The following is a 15,894-nucleotide window of genomic DNA, read 5'->3' on the forward strand; positions in this document are numbered from 1 at the left end:
CCACTACTCCCTTCCCGATGCAAGGAATTCATCAATTTCTTCTACCTGTAACAGGAGATCCCTTATTTGTAGCTGGATGTTGCCCCGTTTCTGTTCCAACAGCCCTTCCAGATGCGCAAAGGACTCGTCACTCATAACCTCGCTCATCTCCTGAATCGTACAGCCGAATCGTCTCAATTTCGTAAGCAGCACCGCTATAAAATAACTGCCGTCGTCGTAGTACCGATACTTGTTCGAGGGATCGATAAAAACAGGCTCCAGCAGCTTCACTTCCGCATAATAACGCAGCGTTTCCTTACTCAGCCCGGTCATCTCCGAGAATTCGCTGATCTTGTACATGAATCTCCTCCCTCTCCCAGCATAAACCGTGGGGTGCACCACAGAGTCAATATGGTTTTGTATTGTATTGATTATAACTTGCGCACAAAAAAAGCGACCAAACCGGAATACCTGGATTCCGATTTAGTCATTTTAGAGGTAGACATCACTTACATAGAACGATCTAAAGTCGCTGCTACTTTCTTCGGTTTAAGTACAGATGCGGCGGCAACCAGCATGCAAATGCCGGACAACCAGCCAAGCACCCGATACGTGCCGTTCATGTTGGTACCGTCGAAGTACATCACCGAGCGCAAGCCCGTCGCGACAAACCGCAGCGGCGTCCAGCTGTACAGCCAATCCTTCGCAGCAGTTGGCAGCATCTCAGGTGCCATGTTAATAACCGGCATCGAGAAGAAGAATAACAGCACCATGAGCGGAACCGCCGGCATGCCAATCCAGCGCAGTAAAGTTGTTTGAAACAGGAAGAATGCCGCCCCTGCCAATAAGAGGAACAACCATAGCTGCGTTCGATCCGAGAGCTCCATGCCATACCAGGAGCCAGACATCCATACAAGAAAGGCCGTTGCACCCGTGACGATTACGAGGCCCATTACAAGCTTTGTCAACACGATACGCATATGGCCGCCGCCGGCTTTCACCGCTTGCTGCGACGCCAAGAACAACGTTATGCTGACTGCCAAGCAGCTGAGCCACATCATCTGCGTGAGCAGCAATGGTGCGTTACCGCTGGCATTGTTAGCACCTACGGGATGCACAATTTGCGAGCTGACCGTGAACGGCTCCAGCAGCGCACCGGCGGACCTTACCGGAATGGCATCGGCGTGCTTCCCGATCTCTTCCAGAAGCTGCGCCGACAGCTGACTGCTGATCTTTTGCATCGCTGTCTGCAGCAGCATGTTCACTGTGCTTGCTACCTGTGCGTTCTTTCCTTCGCTCACATAGATCTGCAGCTGTGCAGGCTGCGGCGCAGCGGACTGCAGCGAAAGCAAGCCCGCGCTTAGATCAGCCGGCAGGATCAATGCGCCATAATAGGCCTGATTATCAATCCCAGCAAGTGCCTCTTCCTTGGAGCTCACGATCTCCCATTTAATCGGCAGCTGTTTTTGCTGGGTCATTTTCTCCTTTAACATCTCTCCAACGGCCAACTGGGATCCATCGGGTTTATCAGCCGGTTGATCCAAGACAACCAGCGCAAGCGGGAGCTCTTTCGGAGCCGCTCCGGCAGCAGGTCCAATCATCGCTACCCCGAACACCATGAGCACAGCCAGTACAGCAACTGCGCCAATCCAAACTAATTTCTGCTTTAACAAATTCTTATGCAAACTTGCCACCACCTTATAATGGACATCGTGTTGAATAATGATCACCGTGTTTATTATAATGATTTTGGGGCAGAACTCAATAATCAAGATCAGACGCTTCTGTTGCTTATTCAACACATGGCAATGCCGCTGTTCATTATGAGCCAATATTCATCCTAAAATTATATTTCATTACAGAAAGGGGCAGCTTGAACGCATGTCTCAGAAAACCGATCTCCGCATTGAGCGAACGAAAGATATGCTCCGCAGCGCACTGATTGAACTTATTGAGGAGAAAGGCTTCGAAGCGATTACCATTCGGGATTTAACGCTCAAAGCCAGACTTAATCGGGGAACCTTCTACTTGCACTACCACGATAAATTCGATCTGCTGGAGCAATGCAAAACGGAGATCTGGAGCGGCTTCGAAGCCTGTATTCAGCTAGCCGACCCGGAACTGCTTATCCAGCATGTGGAACGCGATGAACCTTATCCTTTTATGGTGGATGTCTTTGGTTTCTTGAAGGAGAATAGTGATTTCTTCAGGGTTATGATGGGACCCAAGGGTGATCCCTCGTTTATCGTCACGTACAAAGAACTCATGCTTAAGCATCTCTATAACAAGCTGATGCAGCTTCAGCCTGAGGATCAGAAGCTTCTCGTGCCGCGCGATTTTCTCACCGCCTATATTATTTCCGCTAACTTTGGCGTCGTGCAGCACTGGCTGGAAACCGGAATGATTTATACCCCGCGCGAAATGGCTCAGATTATGTCCCGAATCATGCGCCGCGGCCCGCTCCGGATGACCGGCGCTCTGGAAGGGTAGGGTTAACAAAGTTGCTATTTGTGCAACATTTCCGTCGGATTATCAGCCTCATAGAGAAATTGTTGTATTTGTTGCAACAATTTCTTCCCGAATCGCCAATTTGACAACTATTTCACGTTAATATGTTGCAGGTTCTGCAACATTAAACCAAATTAGGCATTCCAGATGAATAGATGTTGCATTCCATGCAACATTACCTTCACCGCGGGAGCGATTGAAGAACCACCATTCCCCGGTCTAGACCAAAGAAGCTGTCCCAGCAGAGTCATAAGACACTCTTCTGGGACAGCTTCTTTGTATGCAATCGAACACTACTTCTCCGCGGCAACCAGCAGAAATAGTGGACGGCGAGTTTCATCCCGCATATCGGGATAGGCGGCGATCGCTTCCGGCGTAGGCTGCGGCTCAGATAGCTTCCTGATGGTGAAGCCTGCCTCGATTAACTGATTGATTATCGTCGCAACCGTACGATGGTATTTCACCACATCATTGTCCAGAAACCTCGTTTGCCGCATGCCTTCCTGTTGATAATCGTCGACCGGCCAGTGCAGCCTTTCCCCTTCGGCACTGTAATGCCAGTCCTGTGCAGCGCGCGCGGTGAACACGGGATGCTCCACCGAAAGAATAAAGCTGCCCCCCGGTACAAGGTACTCATGGATCTTACGGCAGACGATATCGAACCGTTGGACGTAATGTAGAGCGAGCGAGCTAATTACGACATCGAACTGTTCAGCGGCGAAAGCGATGTCCTCTATCGCAAGCTGATGATACGCAATGCCCGAATCATGCTCGAACGCCTTAGCGCGTGCAAGCATCATCTCGGACAAATCCACGCCGATAACAGAGCCGGCCCCCATCTCACGGGCATACCGGCAATGCCAACCGAAGCCGCAGCCCAGATCAAGCACCCGCTTCCCCTGCAGGACAGGCATAAGCGCTCGCAGTGCCGGCCACTCCCCGGCCGCCTCCAGTCCGCCGATGGAACGAGGCATTTGATTGTATTGGGCGAAGAAGTCCGGATCATCGTATTTGTTCTGTTTCATCTAAGCGGCCCCCTTGTAGCAAATTACTTTAAGTATAGAGAGTGGAAACGTGAAGGGACAAGTTTTTTGTTGCCACTACATTACGCACTATGCTACAGTTAAATTATGTAATTATTGATTAAAGTAACCATATTCAAACAAAGGCGGTGCTGTTCATCATGACTCCCCCTTCTACCAAAAACATAAAGCTCGGCATACCGAACCACGAAGGACAAATGTCCATGCTTTTCTCGAAGGGCGGTTCTCGTGAGGGGGCCGGACGCAAAGGCTTCGGGGAAACAAGGAAGGTCTCTCTAACCTTATCCGCTGAGGTGTGGCAGGCTCTTGAAGCCCACTGCATGGCGAAATCCTGCTCCAAATCCGAGGGGCTGAGGGGCATTATCGAAACCTACTTACACAATGAACTTTCGGAGGGCAGGTGAGGGTTTCATGTTCGTTCAAGTAAACCGACTGCTGCTGCTCCGGGCACTTCAAGCTGTCGCTCATGCCGCTTCCGGCAAGAGTACAATTCCGATCCTCTCCGGTATCCTGCTCACCGCTGATTCCTCAGGAATAACCGTCACCGCAGGTAACATGAGCATGATGCTGACGTCCTTCATTCCGGTACATGATGTCGATGTCATCATTCACAGGAGCGGCCGAATCGTCGTGCCTTCGCGTTATTTAGTCGATATCGTTCGCAGCCTTCAGGCGGTAGATTCGATTCAGCTTGAGCTTCTCGGCGGATTAACCCTCACCATTACTTCTCCGTCATCGCGCTATCATTTAAACGGCATGGATGCCGAAGATTACCCGCGCAGCACAGCAGCAGCAACAACAGACAACTCACCGATCGGCATTCGGATCTCGAACAGTCATTTGAAGAAGCTGATTAAACAGGTTGATTTTGCCGTTGCCGCTTCCGAATCCAGACCTGTATTGACAGGCGTACTATACGCCTTTAACGGTAATCATCTGCAGCTCGCGGCGACCGATGGCGTTCAGCTCTCCTTCCAATCGACAACCGACTATATCTCAAGCACATCCACGCCGAGCGCACCTATCATTATTCCGGGGAAACATTTAACCGATTTTGCCAAAATGCTGCAAGATGACGAGGCAACGACGGACATCAGTATCGGCGACCCCGACCGCACGATCACCCTTCGAACCGCTAATTTTCACCAGCAATCCTCCCTCATTGAGGGGACTTTTCCTTCTCTAGACAAGGTTATGAGACCTGCTGCTCACCATACCGATCTTAGCTTTAACACCAAGCACTTGCTGTATGCTCTTGAACGAGTCACGATATTAGCAGGCGACAGCAACGTGGTTAAACTGCATACACGCTCTCCCCACTCGGTTTCTCTCACAGCCCGGGCAGCCGAAATTGGAGACGTCTACGAGGAAATTGATGCCGTGAGCAGCAGCCCCGAACAAGACGTTACCGTATATTTCAATGGACGCTTCATGATTGAAATTATCCGTTCCATCGCAGATCATACCGTAAACATGCAATTAGCCGGCGCATGCAATCCCATCGTGATCCGCCCCGCGAATACCGCCGCCACTGAAGAATCGATGTACATGCTTACGCCCATTAGGTCAGGTCCACATTAGATCGGTTATACTAAAATAAAAAAATGCCGGCAAGGGCCGGCATTCACGAGGTAACGATGATCATACACAAAGGCGAAACCCTATTCCGTCAAGGGGAATCCGGCCCCCTCTATCACTTAAAGAGCGGTTTACTGAAGATCGTTCGCGTCCATCAGGACGGCTCGCAGATCTTGGTCAATATCATTGTGCCGGACGAAATCATCCCGCATCATTCCTTAATCAGCCCTAACCCTTACTACGGCACTGCAATTGCACTCGTCACTTGCGAAGTCGATTGTTTGCCTGCCGAGATGTGGTACGAAGAGCTTGAACATAATCCGGCGCAATGTCGCGACATCGCCCTCAAGCTGCAGGACAAGCTGCGTATGATGCAGCAGCGCATTGACCAATTAACCGAGGTTGCGCCGGCAGAGAAGCTGCGTAAGCTCCAGGCTTGGTTTCAAGCTTACATCTCTCCTGATTCCCTATCCGATGTGCTGACACAAGATGAGATCGGGCAATTTCTCGGGCTGCGCAGGGAAACCATCAATCGGTTGCTGCGCAGCCAATCGGAAGGCGAAACCAAGTAACCCCTCACTATTGCGCAGCAGTTGTTTCCTGCGGCTGAGACGACTTTTCCGGTGCCTCCTCCAAGCTGCCGCCCGTTCCGAAGAATTCATAATGAATATCCTCTGTGGCGACGCCCCACTCCTTCAAGAGGCCGAACACCATTCTCATAAACGGCTCCGGACCGCAGAAGTAGAAGCTCGCATCCTTCGTCGACAAGACGTCTTGGAGCCATGGCAGGTCGATATAACCTTCTTTATGAAAAGCTTGCGCCGCACGGTCATCCTCTGTCGGCTTGTTATAGCACCAATACACGGATACCTGTGGAGCTCGCGACGCAATCTCCTCCACTTCGGATCGCAAGGCATGCACATTGGCATTCTGAGCAGCATGAATGAAGGTAACCGGACGATCCGAATAGCTGTCCGTCAAGGTGGATAGCATACTCACTAGCGGCGTTAACCCCACGCCTCCACTAATCAAGACAACAGGCCTTGTATCCGCGACATCTAGCGTGAAGTGGCCCGCAGGCGCCGATAGCCGCAGCACATCTCCTTGGTTGATCTGCTCATGCAGGTACATGGAGACTTTCCCTTCGGGCTTGTCCGGAAACGCCTCTTCGCGTTTGACCGAGATGCGATAATACGGTTTACCCGGCGCGCCGGATAAGCTGTACTGACGAATATGCGTGTACGTTTCACCGGGAATGTGCACCTTAACACTCACATACTGCCCCGGTTCAAAAGCAGGAAGTGCGCCTCCATCCTCCGCCACCAAATAGAAGGATGTAATAACGTCACTCTCTCGTACCTTCTTCTGCACACGAAATGCCCGATAGTTTGCCCAACCGCCATTTTGCTGCTCGGCCTGCTTGTACATTTCGGCTTCCGTCTCGATAAACACATTCGCGATGATCCCGTAGGCCTCCGCCCATGCGTTCAGAATCTCGTCCGTTGCAGCTTCTCCCAACACATCCTTGATCGCTGTAAGCAGCATTTGCCCGACGATGGGGTAATGCTCCGCTTTCACGCCCAAACTCCGATGTTTATGGGCAATCTGTTTCACAACCGGCAGAATCATCTCCAGCTTGTCGATATGGAGCGCCGCCGCATAGACCGCATTGGCCAGTGCTGTCTGCTGCCTGCCCTTGGTTTGATTCGCATGATTGAACATATGAAGCAGCTCGGGATGAGCGGTAAACAGCAGATGATAGAATCGCTTCGTAATGGTCGTGCCGTGCACTTCTAATACCGGAACGGTTGATTTAATAATGTCGATGGTTTGCTTGCTAAGCATGGCTTGTTCCTCGCTTTCGTCACTTGGAATAATCCAAGTATACAAGGCACCTCATGCAGTCGATGTGATTACAATCACAAGAATTCGCAACGATCTGTGAAATCAGGGGCAGCAACAAAGCAAAAAGCCACCTTCCGGCGGCTTACTCTGCATTTCAGTCTTTATACTCTGACGGTATGGTTCGCAACACGTACCGTATTACGTCCCGCATGCTTGGCCTCATACAAGGCACGATCGGCAGCCTTCAACAGCTGTTTCATATCGTCCCAGTCCGTCTCCGTTTCACCACTCACCACAGCAACCCCAAAGCTCGCCGTTACAGCTATGAATCCATCCGGCGCTACCGATAACGCCATCTGCTCCCTGACAAGCTCATTACGAACCCGGTGCGCCGCAGCTTCCGCTTCCTCCAGTGACAACCCCGGCATCATCACAACGAATTCCTCCCCGCCATAGCGAGCAAGCACGTCTTCCGTGCGCAGCACCTTGCGGCATACTCCGACTATGTGAAGGAGCGCTCGGTCACCGATATCATGTCCATAGGTGTCATTAATCCGTTTGAAGTGGTCGATATCAAATAATAACAGCGCAAGCGGCTCCCCGCTCGATAAGGATTCCCCAAGCAGCTTCTCGCTCAGCTGTAAGAAATGCGTCCGATTATATATTCCCGTAAGGCCATCGTGAAAAGCAAGCTCATGCAATCGCTGCTGCAGCCGAACACGTTCAGACACATCGATGAGTACAATCAGCTTGCCCGTTTCCTGACCGCCTTTCTTCCTAACAACCGAAACCCGAATATCGTAGTAGTACGACTGTCCGTCTTTCTCCCACAACGTTTCTTGCGTACTCTGCGAATCAACCTCCTCAAGGAGGATGCTGTCATCCGAATGCTGGCGCCATAACGGTTCGATCGATCGCCCGAGCGAATACGTCGATAACTGCGGCATCACCTGCGCAGCGGCCGGGTTGTAATCGACCAGCCGATTATTCATATCCAGTACGAGTACGCCGTCACTCATGCTCTCGAACAGATTATCCCGTGCAATCGGCGCCACGTTCATTAAGCCTCGCGAAGCGAGTGCCCACATATACAGCGCAGAGGTCCCTGCCATTATGACCGGAATCGGGTCGATCCCCTGAGGCGTCAAATTACCGAGGTACACAAAATCACCCGCGAGCGGCAGCAGCAGCCCGACCAACATCGTAATATGCTGAAGCCGATAAGCCGATTTCATCCGGTTCCAGTACAGCAGCAGCAGTGCAACGCCCCCGAACATACAACCAAACGTATACGCGCCTTGGATAATGTACCAAGGTCCAGCGTTCAGATCGACCTTCAGGAACCCTAATTCCGGCCTTATCGTGATTGATCGATAATATAGATGATGCATCTCGTTCGACATGACGAGCGCGACGGTGACGAGCGGCAGGATGAACAGTCCCATGCGCAAAGCGGGCTTCAAATAGCGGTCCATGCCGAGAAAATACATAATGAGCAGCAAATTGATGGGAGGAAGAAACGGCATCCCGATGTATTCAACCTTGATCCAGAATGTGATCTCTTCCAGTGAACCCGCAGACAGCTCCAGCGCAGAGCCGAATATATAAATCGCAGACAGCAAGCAGTGTGCGACAAAGGTCTTCGACATGGACTGCCTTGCACGATTCGTTAAGATGTAAATCCCCATAATGACATTAATGACGCCGGCCGTAACCATTAACGTTAGAATAGCCGAATATGGCGTTCCCATTCCCCTATGCACTCCACTCGGAATCTGAGCGATTCCCTTTTATCATTACGGCGTTACGATTTGGAAGGTTGATATGACCGCCGCATGATCGGACGGCCACTCATTATCCTCATGATTGCCGAATCCCTTCGGCTCCCCGACGACAAACACTTCGGAGCTCACAACCTTCACACGGGAACCATGATAATAGATATAATCAATGCGGTCCTGCGGCTCAAACGGGTTATCTCCCCAAGGATGCTCCGGCGTATGAACGGTCGACCATGTAAGGCCGGGCATAGCTGCCGGATCGGGATGCACGATGCGGTACGAATCCTGAAGCCCCGCCTCTTCCGCCATTGCACTGACCGGCCATCGAACGACATAACCGTCATGCAGTGACTTCGTATCATCGCCCCAATCCAGATGGGAAGGCGCATTGAAATCGCCCATAAGGAACAGCGGCATGTCTGATGCCAGATGAGGGGCAAGATCACGCAGAACCAGCGCCAGCTCTCTGCCCCGAGCCTCTTGCTCCATCACTGCAATTTCGTCTGTCGGTTTATTATCGAACAAAGCCCAATACGGACCGTAAGGATCATAATACAGATGGGCATCGGCGACAAGAATGACTTGTCCGGAAGGCAGCTGAATGTGAGTGAGTATCGCGCTCATCCCCTCCACGTGGCTCGCTTCGATGATGGGATATTTGCTAATCACGCTGCAGTTTGCACGGCCCTCTTGGTTCTGATAGTAATGCCAGCCGAGCTTCTCCGCTACTGCTTTCCCCGGATCCGGCGTTTCCTGAAAACCTACAATGTCCGCGCCGGACAGCTCAACCGCACGGGCAATCTTGTTCACACCGTCATGAACGGCCTCGCCGCCCAGCCAAGTGTTGAATGTCATGATCGTAACGCTATCTGTTGGTTGCATCATGCCTGCATCTCCCCTTTTCAATTATTTTAACGAATCGCGTCGGATTTGGATATACAGGAGAACTTCCTGCCGATTTTTCTGTTAAAATGACAAGTAGTAAAGCACTTGGCCTGGAGGTTACGGATACAATGTCGCTAATCGGCGAGGAACGCAAACAGAAGATACTGGACCTGCTTGAGCAGAACGGAAATGTGTCTTCTTCGGAATTGGTGCAGCTATTTGACGTATCGAAGGAAACGGTGCGCAGATACTTGGATGAGCTGGAAGGGCAGGCGAAGCTGAAGAAGGTGTACGGCGGCGCTGTTAAGCCTTCCGTCAGCTACGAGGAACCGCCTTATTTGGAGCGGATGACGCTGAAGCGCGAGGAGAAAAATCAAATAGGCCGGCAGGCGGCCGGCCTCGTTCGTGATGGAGATGTGATCTTTCTCGATGAAGGAACGACCCTCCTGACGGTCATTCCGCATTTGACCCAAACCGCCTTAACGGTGCTGACCCATTCGTTTCCCGCTGCCGCACTATTAATGGAACAACAGAATCAAGGGCGTTTCGATGGCCGAATCTTATTTCTCGGCGGAGAAATCAGTTCCTTGCATGCCAGGTGCGCAGGGTCGATGACTGAAGCGGCTCTGGGCCATTATTATATCGATAAAGCTTTCATTTCCGTTGATGGCATCCATGCCGAAGCCGGTCTTACCAGCCTGGACAATAGCAAGTCCGCCGTATCCCGCAAGGCCATCTCCCATGCGACGGAGGTTATTGTAACGGCTGATTATACGAAGCTCGGACATCGTTTCCCGTATAAGCTCGGCGATCTGGAGGATGTGTCCTGTATCTTGTGTAATCAAGCCCCTCCGGCAGATTGGGATGAGGCACTCGCCAAACACCCGATACGCTGGATGACCCCTTAACTTAACCTAACCGAACACGCTGATGACCACGATCGCGGACGCAATCGCAGCCGATGATGCAATTCGCTTCATCCCCTGCTGTTCCTTCAGTACCAGGATGCCAAGCAAGGTTGCGAAGACCGTCCCGATCTCTCGAATCGGCGAGATGTGAGCCATCGGAGCCAGGTTCATCGCAAATAAGAATAACAAATACGAACCCGGCGAAAGCACGACCCCCATAAGGATAACTCGCCAATTTGTCTTTAGCTCGGTCTTCCACTTGCCTGAACGCAGCACCGTTGGTGTCAATGCCAACAGGAAACCTGCATTACCTAGACAAAGCAGCTCAGGCGGTGATAAATAGTCTAGCGTCAATTTATCCACGAACACGTAGCAGGTTGTACATAACCCCACCCCGAACGCAACGAGTATTGGTTTGGATGACCGCCCCCTCTTGCTCCTTCGAAACGACCAATCACTGATTTTGAAGAAACTGACGATCATACACAGAATGCCGGCCCAGCCCCAAACAGACAACGACTCTCCAAGAAAAGCAACGCCGACCGTAGGAACGAGCAGTGTTGCCGTCCCCCTCATGATGGGATACATTTGCGACAAATCCCCAAGCGTGTAGGCTTTGGTCAGCAGAAAAGCGTAGCAGCCTTGTATCAGCATCGTAATGAGAATAAGCATATAAGCCTGCCAGGGCAGCGCTTTGCTTAGCAGCCGGCTTATAACGAGCGGAATCAGGAAGACTGTCGATGGAAGAAGGATGATCCATAAGAAAGCCGCTTTGTTCAAGCTGCGTTTGGCAAACAAATTCCATACGGCATGTGTAAGCCCGGAGAACAGCACAAGGAAAACAGCCAATACCAGCATGCTATTCAACTATAGCTGTGCCGAATAAATGCTGCGGCAGCTTCGCTTCCCATGATTCCGGTGCCGCAAGCCCCAGCGCATACGCAACAACCGCAGCGGTGTCCGTAATGACAATCGGCTCCGTAATGGTTGTTCCAGGCTCAATGCCCGGTCCTGACGCCGCCCAGAAAATCGTTTTATCCAGCGGATGGTCGCTGCCGTGGTCGGTATCGATTTCCCCGCCTCCGCCATGATCCGATACGACAATGATGAGACTGTCGGCCAGCGCATTCACTTGCTCAAGTGCATCCAGGATGACACCGCTATTGGCATCCGTCTCTTCAATGCTTCGCAGCTGTTCCGGCGTATTATAGCCATGCTTATGACCCGCCATATCCGGTAGATCCAAATGCACATAGAGCAGCTTGAAATCGGGATTGTTGCTTATATAGTCAGCCGTTGCCAAGGCAACCTCGCGATCAGGCATCGATATCTTGTGTACCCCGATATTCGGTTCGATAATGCCATAATTAATGGGCTCCCATGCGCTGAACGAAGCTAGCTTTGCACTCGGGTCAGCCTCACGGGCGATGCGAAAAATCGAGGGATAGGGCGAATCGTCAGGGAACGTTTGCTTCTCTGCCTTCGTATTCGTTAATCCGTGTTTATCCGGGTTTACGCCATGCATAAGCGCCCCCCAGCATTCCGCGCTGATCGTCGGAGAAGCGGTTTGTGCCTCGAATGAAACGGCTCCCTTGCTGATTAAACGATCCAAATGAGGCGTTTCTGCAGGCTGTACGAAATTCCCCGCTCCATCCCAACCGATAATGACTACCCGCTTAATGGCTCCCATGGTTGATCCCCCTGTATGAATATGGAATGTATTTCTCCTTAAGCATACTCAAACCGCCAAGGAATATCAATACAAAACAACTAAATTCAACTAAAAGCACATTAAGGAGAAAAAGCCATTGTTTGATAGGAATCTCGGTACCACCGCAATTATCCGCTGCCTCTATGAAACCTCTATCGTCCTATCCCGTATCAGTTCATTGAATATGTAAATTTATAAGGAGGCGTTATATCTCAATGTCTATGTTCAAACGCATGCTGGCCAGCGTCGGAATCGGCGCAGCGCAAGTCGATCTCATGCTTCACGAGGACGAGGTGCAGGCGGGGGATACTCTTAGTGGCATCGTCCGGATTCAAGGCGGCCGTGTGGCTCAGCAGGTCGATGATGTCTACGCCTTCGTTATGACACGATATGTAAAGGAACATAATGATACGAAGATAGAAGAAGAAGCTCCTTTAGCCAAATTTCTGCTCGCCGGCAAGTTTACGGTTGAAGCTGAGCAAGTCTACGAGTTCCCTGTATCCTTCCAGTTACCGGCGAATACGCCGGTAACGATGGGCAGAACGCCGGTATGGATTCAAACCGGACTGGAAATCAAAGAAGCCATTGACCCCAAGGATCGGGATCAGCTTCAAGTGAACCCTCACCCCTACGCTGCAGTTGTACTGGAGGCCGTTCGTCAGCTCGGCTTCCGCATTCGCGAGGTCACCTGCCAATACGCGCCGCAATACGGCAGAATTTCAGGATTGCCTTTCGTGCAGGAATTTGAATTCATTCCCACCTCGGAGTTCCGAGGCCAGTTGGATGAGCTGGAAATCGTATTCTATCCCGATGAGAACGGAGTTGAGTTGCTGCTGCAGATCGATCGCAAGGCGTGCTGCTTATCCGGCTTATTCTCCGAAGCATTCGATACCGACGAGCGTTACGTCAAGCTCCGCTTCGACCGCAATCAGCTCGCTTCCGGTGCAGGCTACGTTGCCGACCAGTTGGCAGACACGGTCCGCCGGTACATCTAATTCAGCAGTCATAAGAAAAGGCGGCAACAAGGTCCCCCCTTGTGCCGCCTTTCTTATGTATGTTTGCCAAGCCATTTGTCCAGCGTCGCCAGCAGCTGCGCCTTGATAAAGGGCTTCGTCGTAATATCATCGATGCCTGCCTGATAATAGAGCTCATGATTTTCCGAGAAAACATCGGCCGTTAACGCGATAATCGGCAAATGCCGGAATCGTGGATTCATCCGGATATGCCTGGTGGCCTCGCAGCCATCCATCTCCGGCATGTGAATGTCCATGAGAATGGCATCCCACTGCTCTGGTTCGGATTGCTCCAGCACTTGCAATGCCTCATATCCATTGCTCGCTACTTCAATATCATAATGGCTCCCCGTAAGTATTTCTCTGGCGATGATTTGATTTATTTCATTATCCTCAACGAGCAGAATACGTCCTTTAAGCTGCCTATCATCCGATTGACTCCCTTGCTCCTCAAGAATCTCATTAGCTGCGGCAATAGCACCACTGGATAGTGTGGTCATGTCGTCTTTGTCTGGTGCAATCTCCTCCAGGGGCAGCATAAACGAGAACGTGCTTCCTTTCCCTTGCTCGCTGCTCACTACAAGCTGACCGCCCATCGTTTCCACAAGCAGCTTACAGATGGCAAGTCCGAGTCCTGTACCGCCGTATTTGCGGCTTGTTGAGCTGTCGGCCTGCGTGAACGATCGGAATAACAGCGGGAGCTGCGCTTCGGAAATGCCAATGCCCGTATCCTGAACCGAGAATCGCAGTATTTTATTCGATTTAGCCGCAGTAGTCTCGACTTCCACCGCAACCCGGATGAAGCCGCTATCCGTAAATTTACTCGCATTACTGCATAGATTGAGCATGACCTGCTCTAATCGCAGCGGATCTCCAATTATGCGGTCCGGACAATTCTCGGAGACGTCGAATATGCGCGTAATCGGCTTGCCTTCGACCATTAATGACGTCATGTGCATCAATTTATCCAGAAAACCGTGAAGGGAAATCGGAATGCGCTCCAGTTCGATTCTGCCTGCTTCGATTTTGGAAAAGTCCAATATATCGTTAATAATGACCATCAGTACATCGGAGGCAGAGCCCATTCTGGATACATAATTGCGCTGAATAGGAGTAAGGTCCGTCTTCATCAGCAAGCCGTTTAACCCAATAATACCGCTAAGCGGTGTGCGGATTTCGTGGCTCATCGTGGCGAGAAAATGACTCTTCGCTTGATTCGATTCATCGGCTGCTTTCCGTTGATAAAGCTCCGTATTATCGTGAATGGTTACGGTAACCCCTTTAACCTCTTGATAATAATTAAAGAACGGTGAGAGCGTAAGGCTGTATATCTTGTTCTGCTTCAGCAACAGTTGCCGCACCTCAAGCTCTTGCGTATTCTGCTCCTGAATCGCTTGCTCGAAGCTGCGCTCCCATTCTTCCAGATACCCGTCTAACAAGATATCCGTCAGTTTGTGCCCGATAATTTGATCCCGCTCCAGCTGCAGCTCTTCGCACATCTTCTGATTGACCGAAGCAATCGTGCCGTCCAGATGAAAGCTCAGAATAAAATCCTGCGAGTTCTCTACGAGCGTACGATACCGCTCTTCCTTCTCCGTTACCTGCTGCTCCGCTCGTTTACGCTCTGTAATATCTATAACCGAACCGATCCATTCCCTAACGGTACCCTCTTCCATAACAGGACGCACTGTAATTAAGAGTTGATACGCAGCTACCACTGCTTCGCAGGTCACTTTCTCGGTAATCGGCACACCTGTAAGATTATGCTGTAAGAACGCAAACAGGGGCACCTCATGAATCGGTTTTCCAACAAAGTCCTCCGATGTCATCTCCATCTCTTCAAGCAGCTGACCCTCAGCCAAGGTAAACATATAAGTGCCGGGTTGATTGGTAATTTTGAACGTAAATCCGGATTGCAGCCTTAGAATACTTTGCTGCTCTTGCTGCAGTTCTTTAATCGTGTGGTTCAAGCTGCGATTCCGCCGGAAATAATGAAGCAGATAGGCTGCCAGTATGCCGCTTACTAAATTAATCAGCAGGTAAGGAGCAACTCTTGCCAGGAAAGGAAGGTCAAACACGATGTAGAAATCGATGAAGAAGAAAATGGCCAAATAAATCAGAAAGGTTGTCCACTTCAGTACATAAGTGCGCACCTTAGCAGCAATGATCGCACTTCCGAGGGATAGGCACGCAGCCACAGTGAACAGCACCGGAAACGCGGAAGGGTCTTCTATGGTTCGGAATAGCACCGTAATTGCGCTTGTGACAGTCACTGCAATGGGGCCGCCATACAGCGCGGACATAAATAAAGCAATATTGCGCACATCAAGCACGACATTCGATTGCACATGAATACCCGAGAAGATCAGAATGATACCAAATACGCCATGCAATACGCCAACATTCAGCTTATACCGCCAAGATGGCTTACGGGCTTTTCCAAATCGGGTAAACAGCTGTCCGGTAAGGAAAGTAAATACAAAGAGGATAGAGGTGTTTACGATTAAGTCACGAATAAACGGGGTCATGATTGTCATTGGCTCCTAGTTGTCCCATAATTCTATCTACACTATCTCTATGATCATGAATAGAATAAACACATTCGACAAAAACAGACAAATCCCTCTTCTTCTGTCAATGTTT

Annotated in this window: 14 protein-coding genes; 5 read left to right on the forward strand and 9 right to left on the reverse strand. The window is 50.8% G+C overall.

Going from position 1 to position 15,894, the window contains the following annotated elements; all coding sequences use genetic code 11:
- Positions 1 to 3: 3 nt before the first annotated feature.
- Positions 4 to 339, reverse strand: coding sequence for a MerR family transcriptional regulator (locus AC0YNS_RS22540; protein WP_475783199.1), 336 nt, complete (start codon positions 337 to 339; stop codon positions 4 to 6).
- A 149-nt stretch (positions 340 to 488) separates the two neighbouring features.
- The gene (locus AC0YNS_RS22545) at positions 489 to 1,664 is read right to left on the reverse strand and encodes a YhgE/Pip domain-containing protein (RefSeq protein ID WP_475783200.1); all 1,176 of its coding nucleotides are present in this window, start codon (positions 1,662 to 1,664) and stop codon (positions 489 to 491) included.
- A gap of 196 nt (positions 1,665 to 1,860) precedes the next feature.
- Here AC0YNS_RS22545 and AC0YNS_RS22550 point away from each other — a divergent pair, with 196 nt between their 5' ends.
- Entirely contained in the window at positions 1,861 to 2,469 is a 609-nt protein-coding gene (locus AC0YNS_RS22550; protein WP_475783201.1) for a TetR/AcrR family transcriptional regulator, read from the forward strand.
- Between the two features lie 311 nt (positions 2,470 to 2,780).
- Here the strand turns inward: AC0YNS_RS22550 and AC0YNS_RS22555 are convergent, their stop codons facing one another.
- Complete coding sequence (locus AC0YNS_RS22555) at positions 2,781 to 3,512, reverse strand: class I SAM-dependent methyltransferase (protein ID WP_475783202.1); 732 nt, start codon at positions 3,510 to 3,512, stop codon at positions 2,781 to 2,783.
- A 429-nt stretch (positions 3,513 to 3,941) separates the two neighbouring features.
- On the opposite strand from AC0YNS_RS22555, the gene dnaN reads away from it, so the two are divergent.
- Positions 3,942 to 5,111 (forward strand): DNA polymerase III subunit beta, encoded by a 1,170-nt coding sequence (gene dnaN / locus AC0YNS_RS22560; RefSeq protein ID WP_475783203.1) that lies wholly within the window; start codon positions 3,942 to 3,944, stop codon positions 5,109 to 5,111.
- Between the two features lie 56 nt (positions 5,112 to 5,167).
- Complete coding sequence (locus AC0YNS_RS22565) at positions 5,168 to 5,680, forward strand: Crp/Fnr family transcriptional regulator (RefSeq protein WP_475783204.1); 513 nt, start codon at positions 5,168 to 5,170, stop codon at positions 5,678 to 5,680.
- Positions 5,681 to 5,687: 7 nt separating this feature from the next.
- On the opposite strand, the gene hmpA is transcribed toward AC0YNS_RS22565, so the two are convergent.
- The 3 genes from hmpA to AC0YNS_RS22580 all read right to left on the reverse strand — a co-directional run bounded on the left by hmpA (position 5,688) and on the right by AC0YNS_RS22580 (position 9,619).
- On the reverse strand, positions 5,688 to 6,953 hold the full coding sequence (gene hmpA, locus AC0YNS_RS22570) for an NO-inducible flavohemoprotein (protein WP_475783205.1): 1,266 nt from the start codon (positions 6,951 to 6,953) through the stop codon (positions 5,688 to 5,690).
- 161 nt (positions 6,954 to 7,114) lie between these two features.
- Entirely contained in the window at positions 7,115 to 8,704 is a 1,590-nt protein-coding gene (locus AC0YNS_RS22575; protein ID WP_475783206.1) for a histidine kinase N-terminal 7TM domain-containing diguanylate cyclase, read from the reverse strand.
- Between the two features lie 45 nt (positions 8,705 to 8,749).
- Positions 8,750 to 9,619 carry an endonuclease/exonuclease/phosphatase family protein gene (locus AC0YNS_RS22580; protein ID WP_475783207.1) on the reverse strand — a complete coding sequence of 290 codons (870 nt, stop codon included), beginning with the start codon at positions 9,617 to 9,619 and terminating at the stop codon, positions 8,750 to 8,752.
- Between the two features lie 128 nt (positions 9,620 to 9,747).
- Here AC0YNS_RS22580 and AC0YNS_RS22585 point away from each other — a divergent pair, with 128 nt between their 5' ends.
- Complete coding sequence (locus AC0YNS_RS22585) at positions 9,748 to 10,527, forward strand: DeoR/GlpR family DNA-binding transcription regulator (RefSeq protein WP_475783208.1); 780 nt, start codon at positions 9,748 to 9,750, stop codon at positions 10,525 to 10,527.
- 6 nt (positions 10,528 to 10,533) lie between these two features.
- On the opposite strand, the gene AC0YNS_RS22590 is transcribed toward AC0YNS_RS22585, so the two are convergent.
- Complete coding sequence (locus AC0YNS_RS22590; RefSeq protein WP_475783329.1) at positions 10,534 to 11,385, reverse strand: EamA family transporter; 852 nt, start codon at positions 11,383 to 11,385, stop codon at positions 10,534 to 10,536.
- Between the two features lies 1 nt (position 11,386).
- A complete protein-coding gene (locus tag AC0YNS_RS22595) occupies positions 11,387 to 12,217 on the reverse strand; it encodes an alkaline phosphatase family protein (RefSeq protein WP_475783209.1) in 831 nt (276 codons plus the stop codon).
- 236 nt (positions 12,218 to 12,453) lie between these two features.
- Between AC0YNS_RS22595 and AC0YNS_RS22600 the strand changes: the two genes are divergently transcribed.
- Positions 12,454 to 13,233 carry a sporulation protein gene (locus AC0YNS_RS22600; protein ID WP_475783210.1) on the forward strand — a complete coding sequence of 260 codons (780 nt, stop codon included), beginning with the start codon at positions 12,454 to 12,456 and terminating at the stop codon, positions 13,231 to 13,233.
- Between the two features lie 53 nt (positions 13,234 to 13,286).
- Here the strand turns inward: AC0YNS_RS22600 and AC0YNS_RS22605 are convergent, their stop codons facing one another.
- Positions 13,287 to 15,779, reverse strand: coding sequence for an ATP-binding protein (locus AC0YNS_RS22605; RefSeq protein ID WP_475783211.1), 2,493 nt, complete (start codon positions 15,777 to 15,779; stop codon positions 13,287 to 13,289).
- Positions 15,780 to 15,894 lie beyond the last annotated feature (115 nt).

This window comes from Paenibacillus sp. J22FR21 (assembly GCF_056269135.1).

Bases quoted from the DNA above. Each gene is read 5' to 3' on its own strand.
- dnaN (WP_475783203.1), top strand. From the start codon at position 3,942: ATGTTCGTTCAAGTAAACCGACTGCTGCTGCTCCGGGCACTTCAAGCT.
- AC0YNS_RS22600 (WP_475783210.1), top strand. From the start codon at position 12,454: ATGTCTATGTTCAAACGCATGCTGGCCAGCGTCGGAATCGGCGCAGCG.
- AC0YNS_RS22580 (WP_475783207.1), bottom strand. From the start codon at position 9,619: ATGATGCAACCAACAGATAGCGTTACGATCATGACATTCAACACTTGG.
- AC0YNS_RS22540 (WP_475783199.1), bottom strand. From the start codon at position 339: ATGTACAAGATCAGCGAATTCTCGGAGATGACCGGGCTGAGTAAGGAA.
- AC0YNS_RS22605 (WP_475783211.1), bottom strand. From the start codon at position 15,779: ATGACCCCGTTTATTCGTGACTTAATCGTAAACACCTCTATCCTCTTT.
- AC0YNS_RS22550 (WP_475783201.1), top strand. From the start codon at position 1,861: ATGTCTCAGAAAACCGATCTCCGCATTGAGCGAACGAAAGATATGCTC.
- hmpA (WP_475783205.1), bottom strand. From the start codon at position 6,953: ATGCTTAGCAAGCAAACCATCGACATTATTAAATCAACCGTTCCGGTA.
- AC0YNS_RS22585 (WP_475783208.1), top strand. From the start codon at position 9,748: ATGTCGCTAATCGGCGAGGAACGCAAACAGAAGATACTGGACCTGCTT.
- AC0YNS_RS22590 (WP_475783329.1), bottom strand. From the start codon at position 11,385: ATGCTGGTATTGGCTGTTTTCCTTGTGCTGTTCTCCGGGCTTACACAT.
- AC0YNS_RS22565 (WP_475783204.1), top strand. From the start codon at position 5,168: ATGATCATACACAAAGGCGAAACCCTATTCCGTCAAGGGGAATCCGGC.
- AC0YNS_RS22595 (WP_475783209.1), bottom strand. From the start codon at position 12,217: ATGGGAGCCATTAAGCGGGTAGTCATTATCGGTTGGGATGGAGCGGGG.
- AC0YNS_RS22575 (WP_475783206.1), bottom strand. From the start codon at position 8,704: ATGGGAACGCCATATTCGGCTATTCTAACGTTAATGGTTACGGCCGGC.
- AC0YNS_RS22555 (WP_475783202.1), bottom strand. From the start codon at position 3,512: ATGAAACAGAACAAATACGATGATCCGGACTTCTTCGCCCAATACAAT.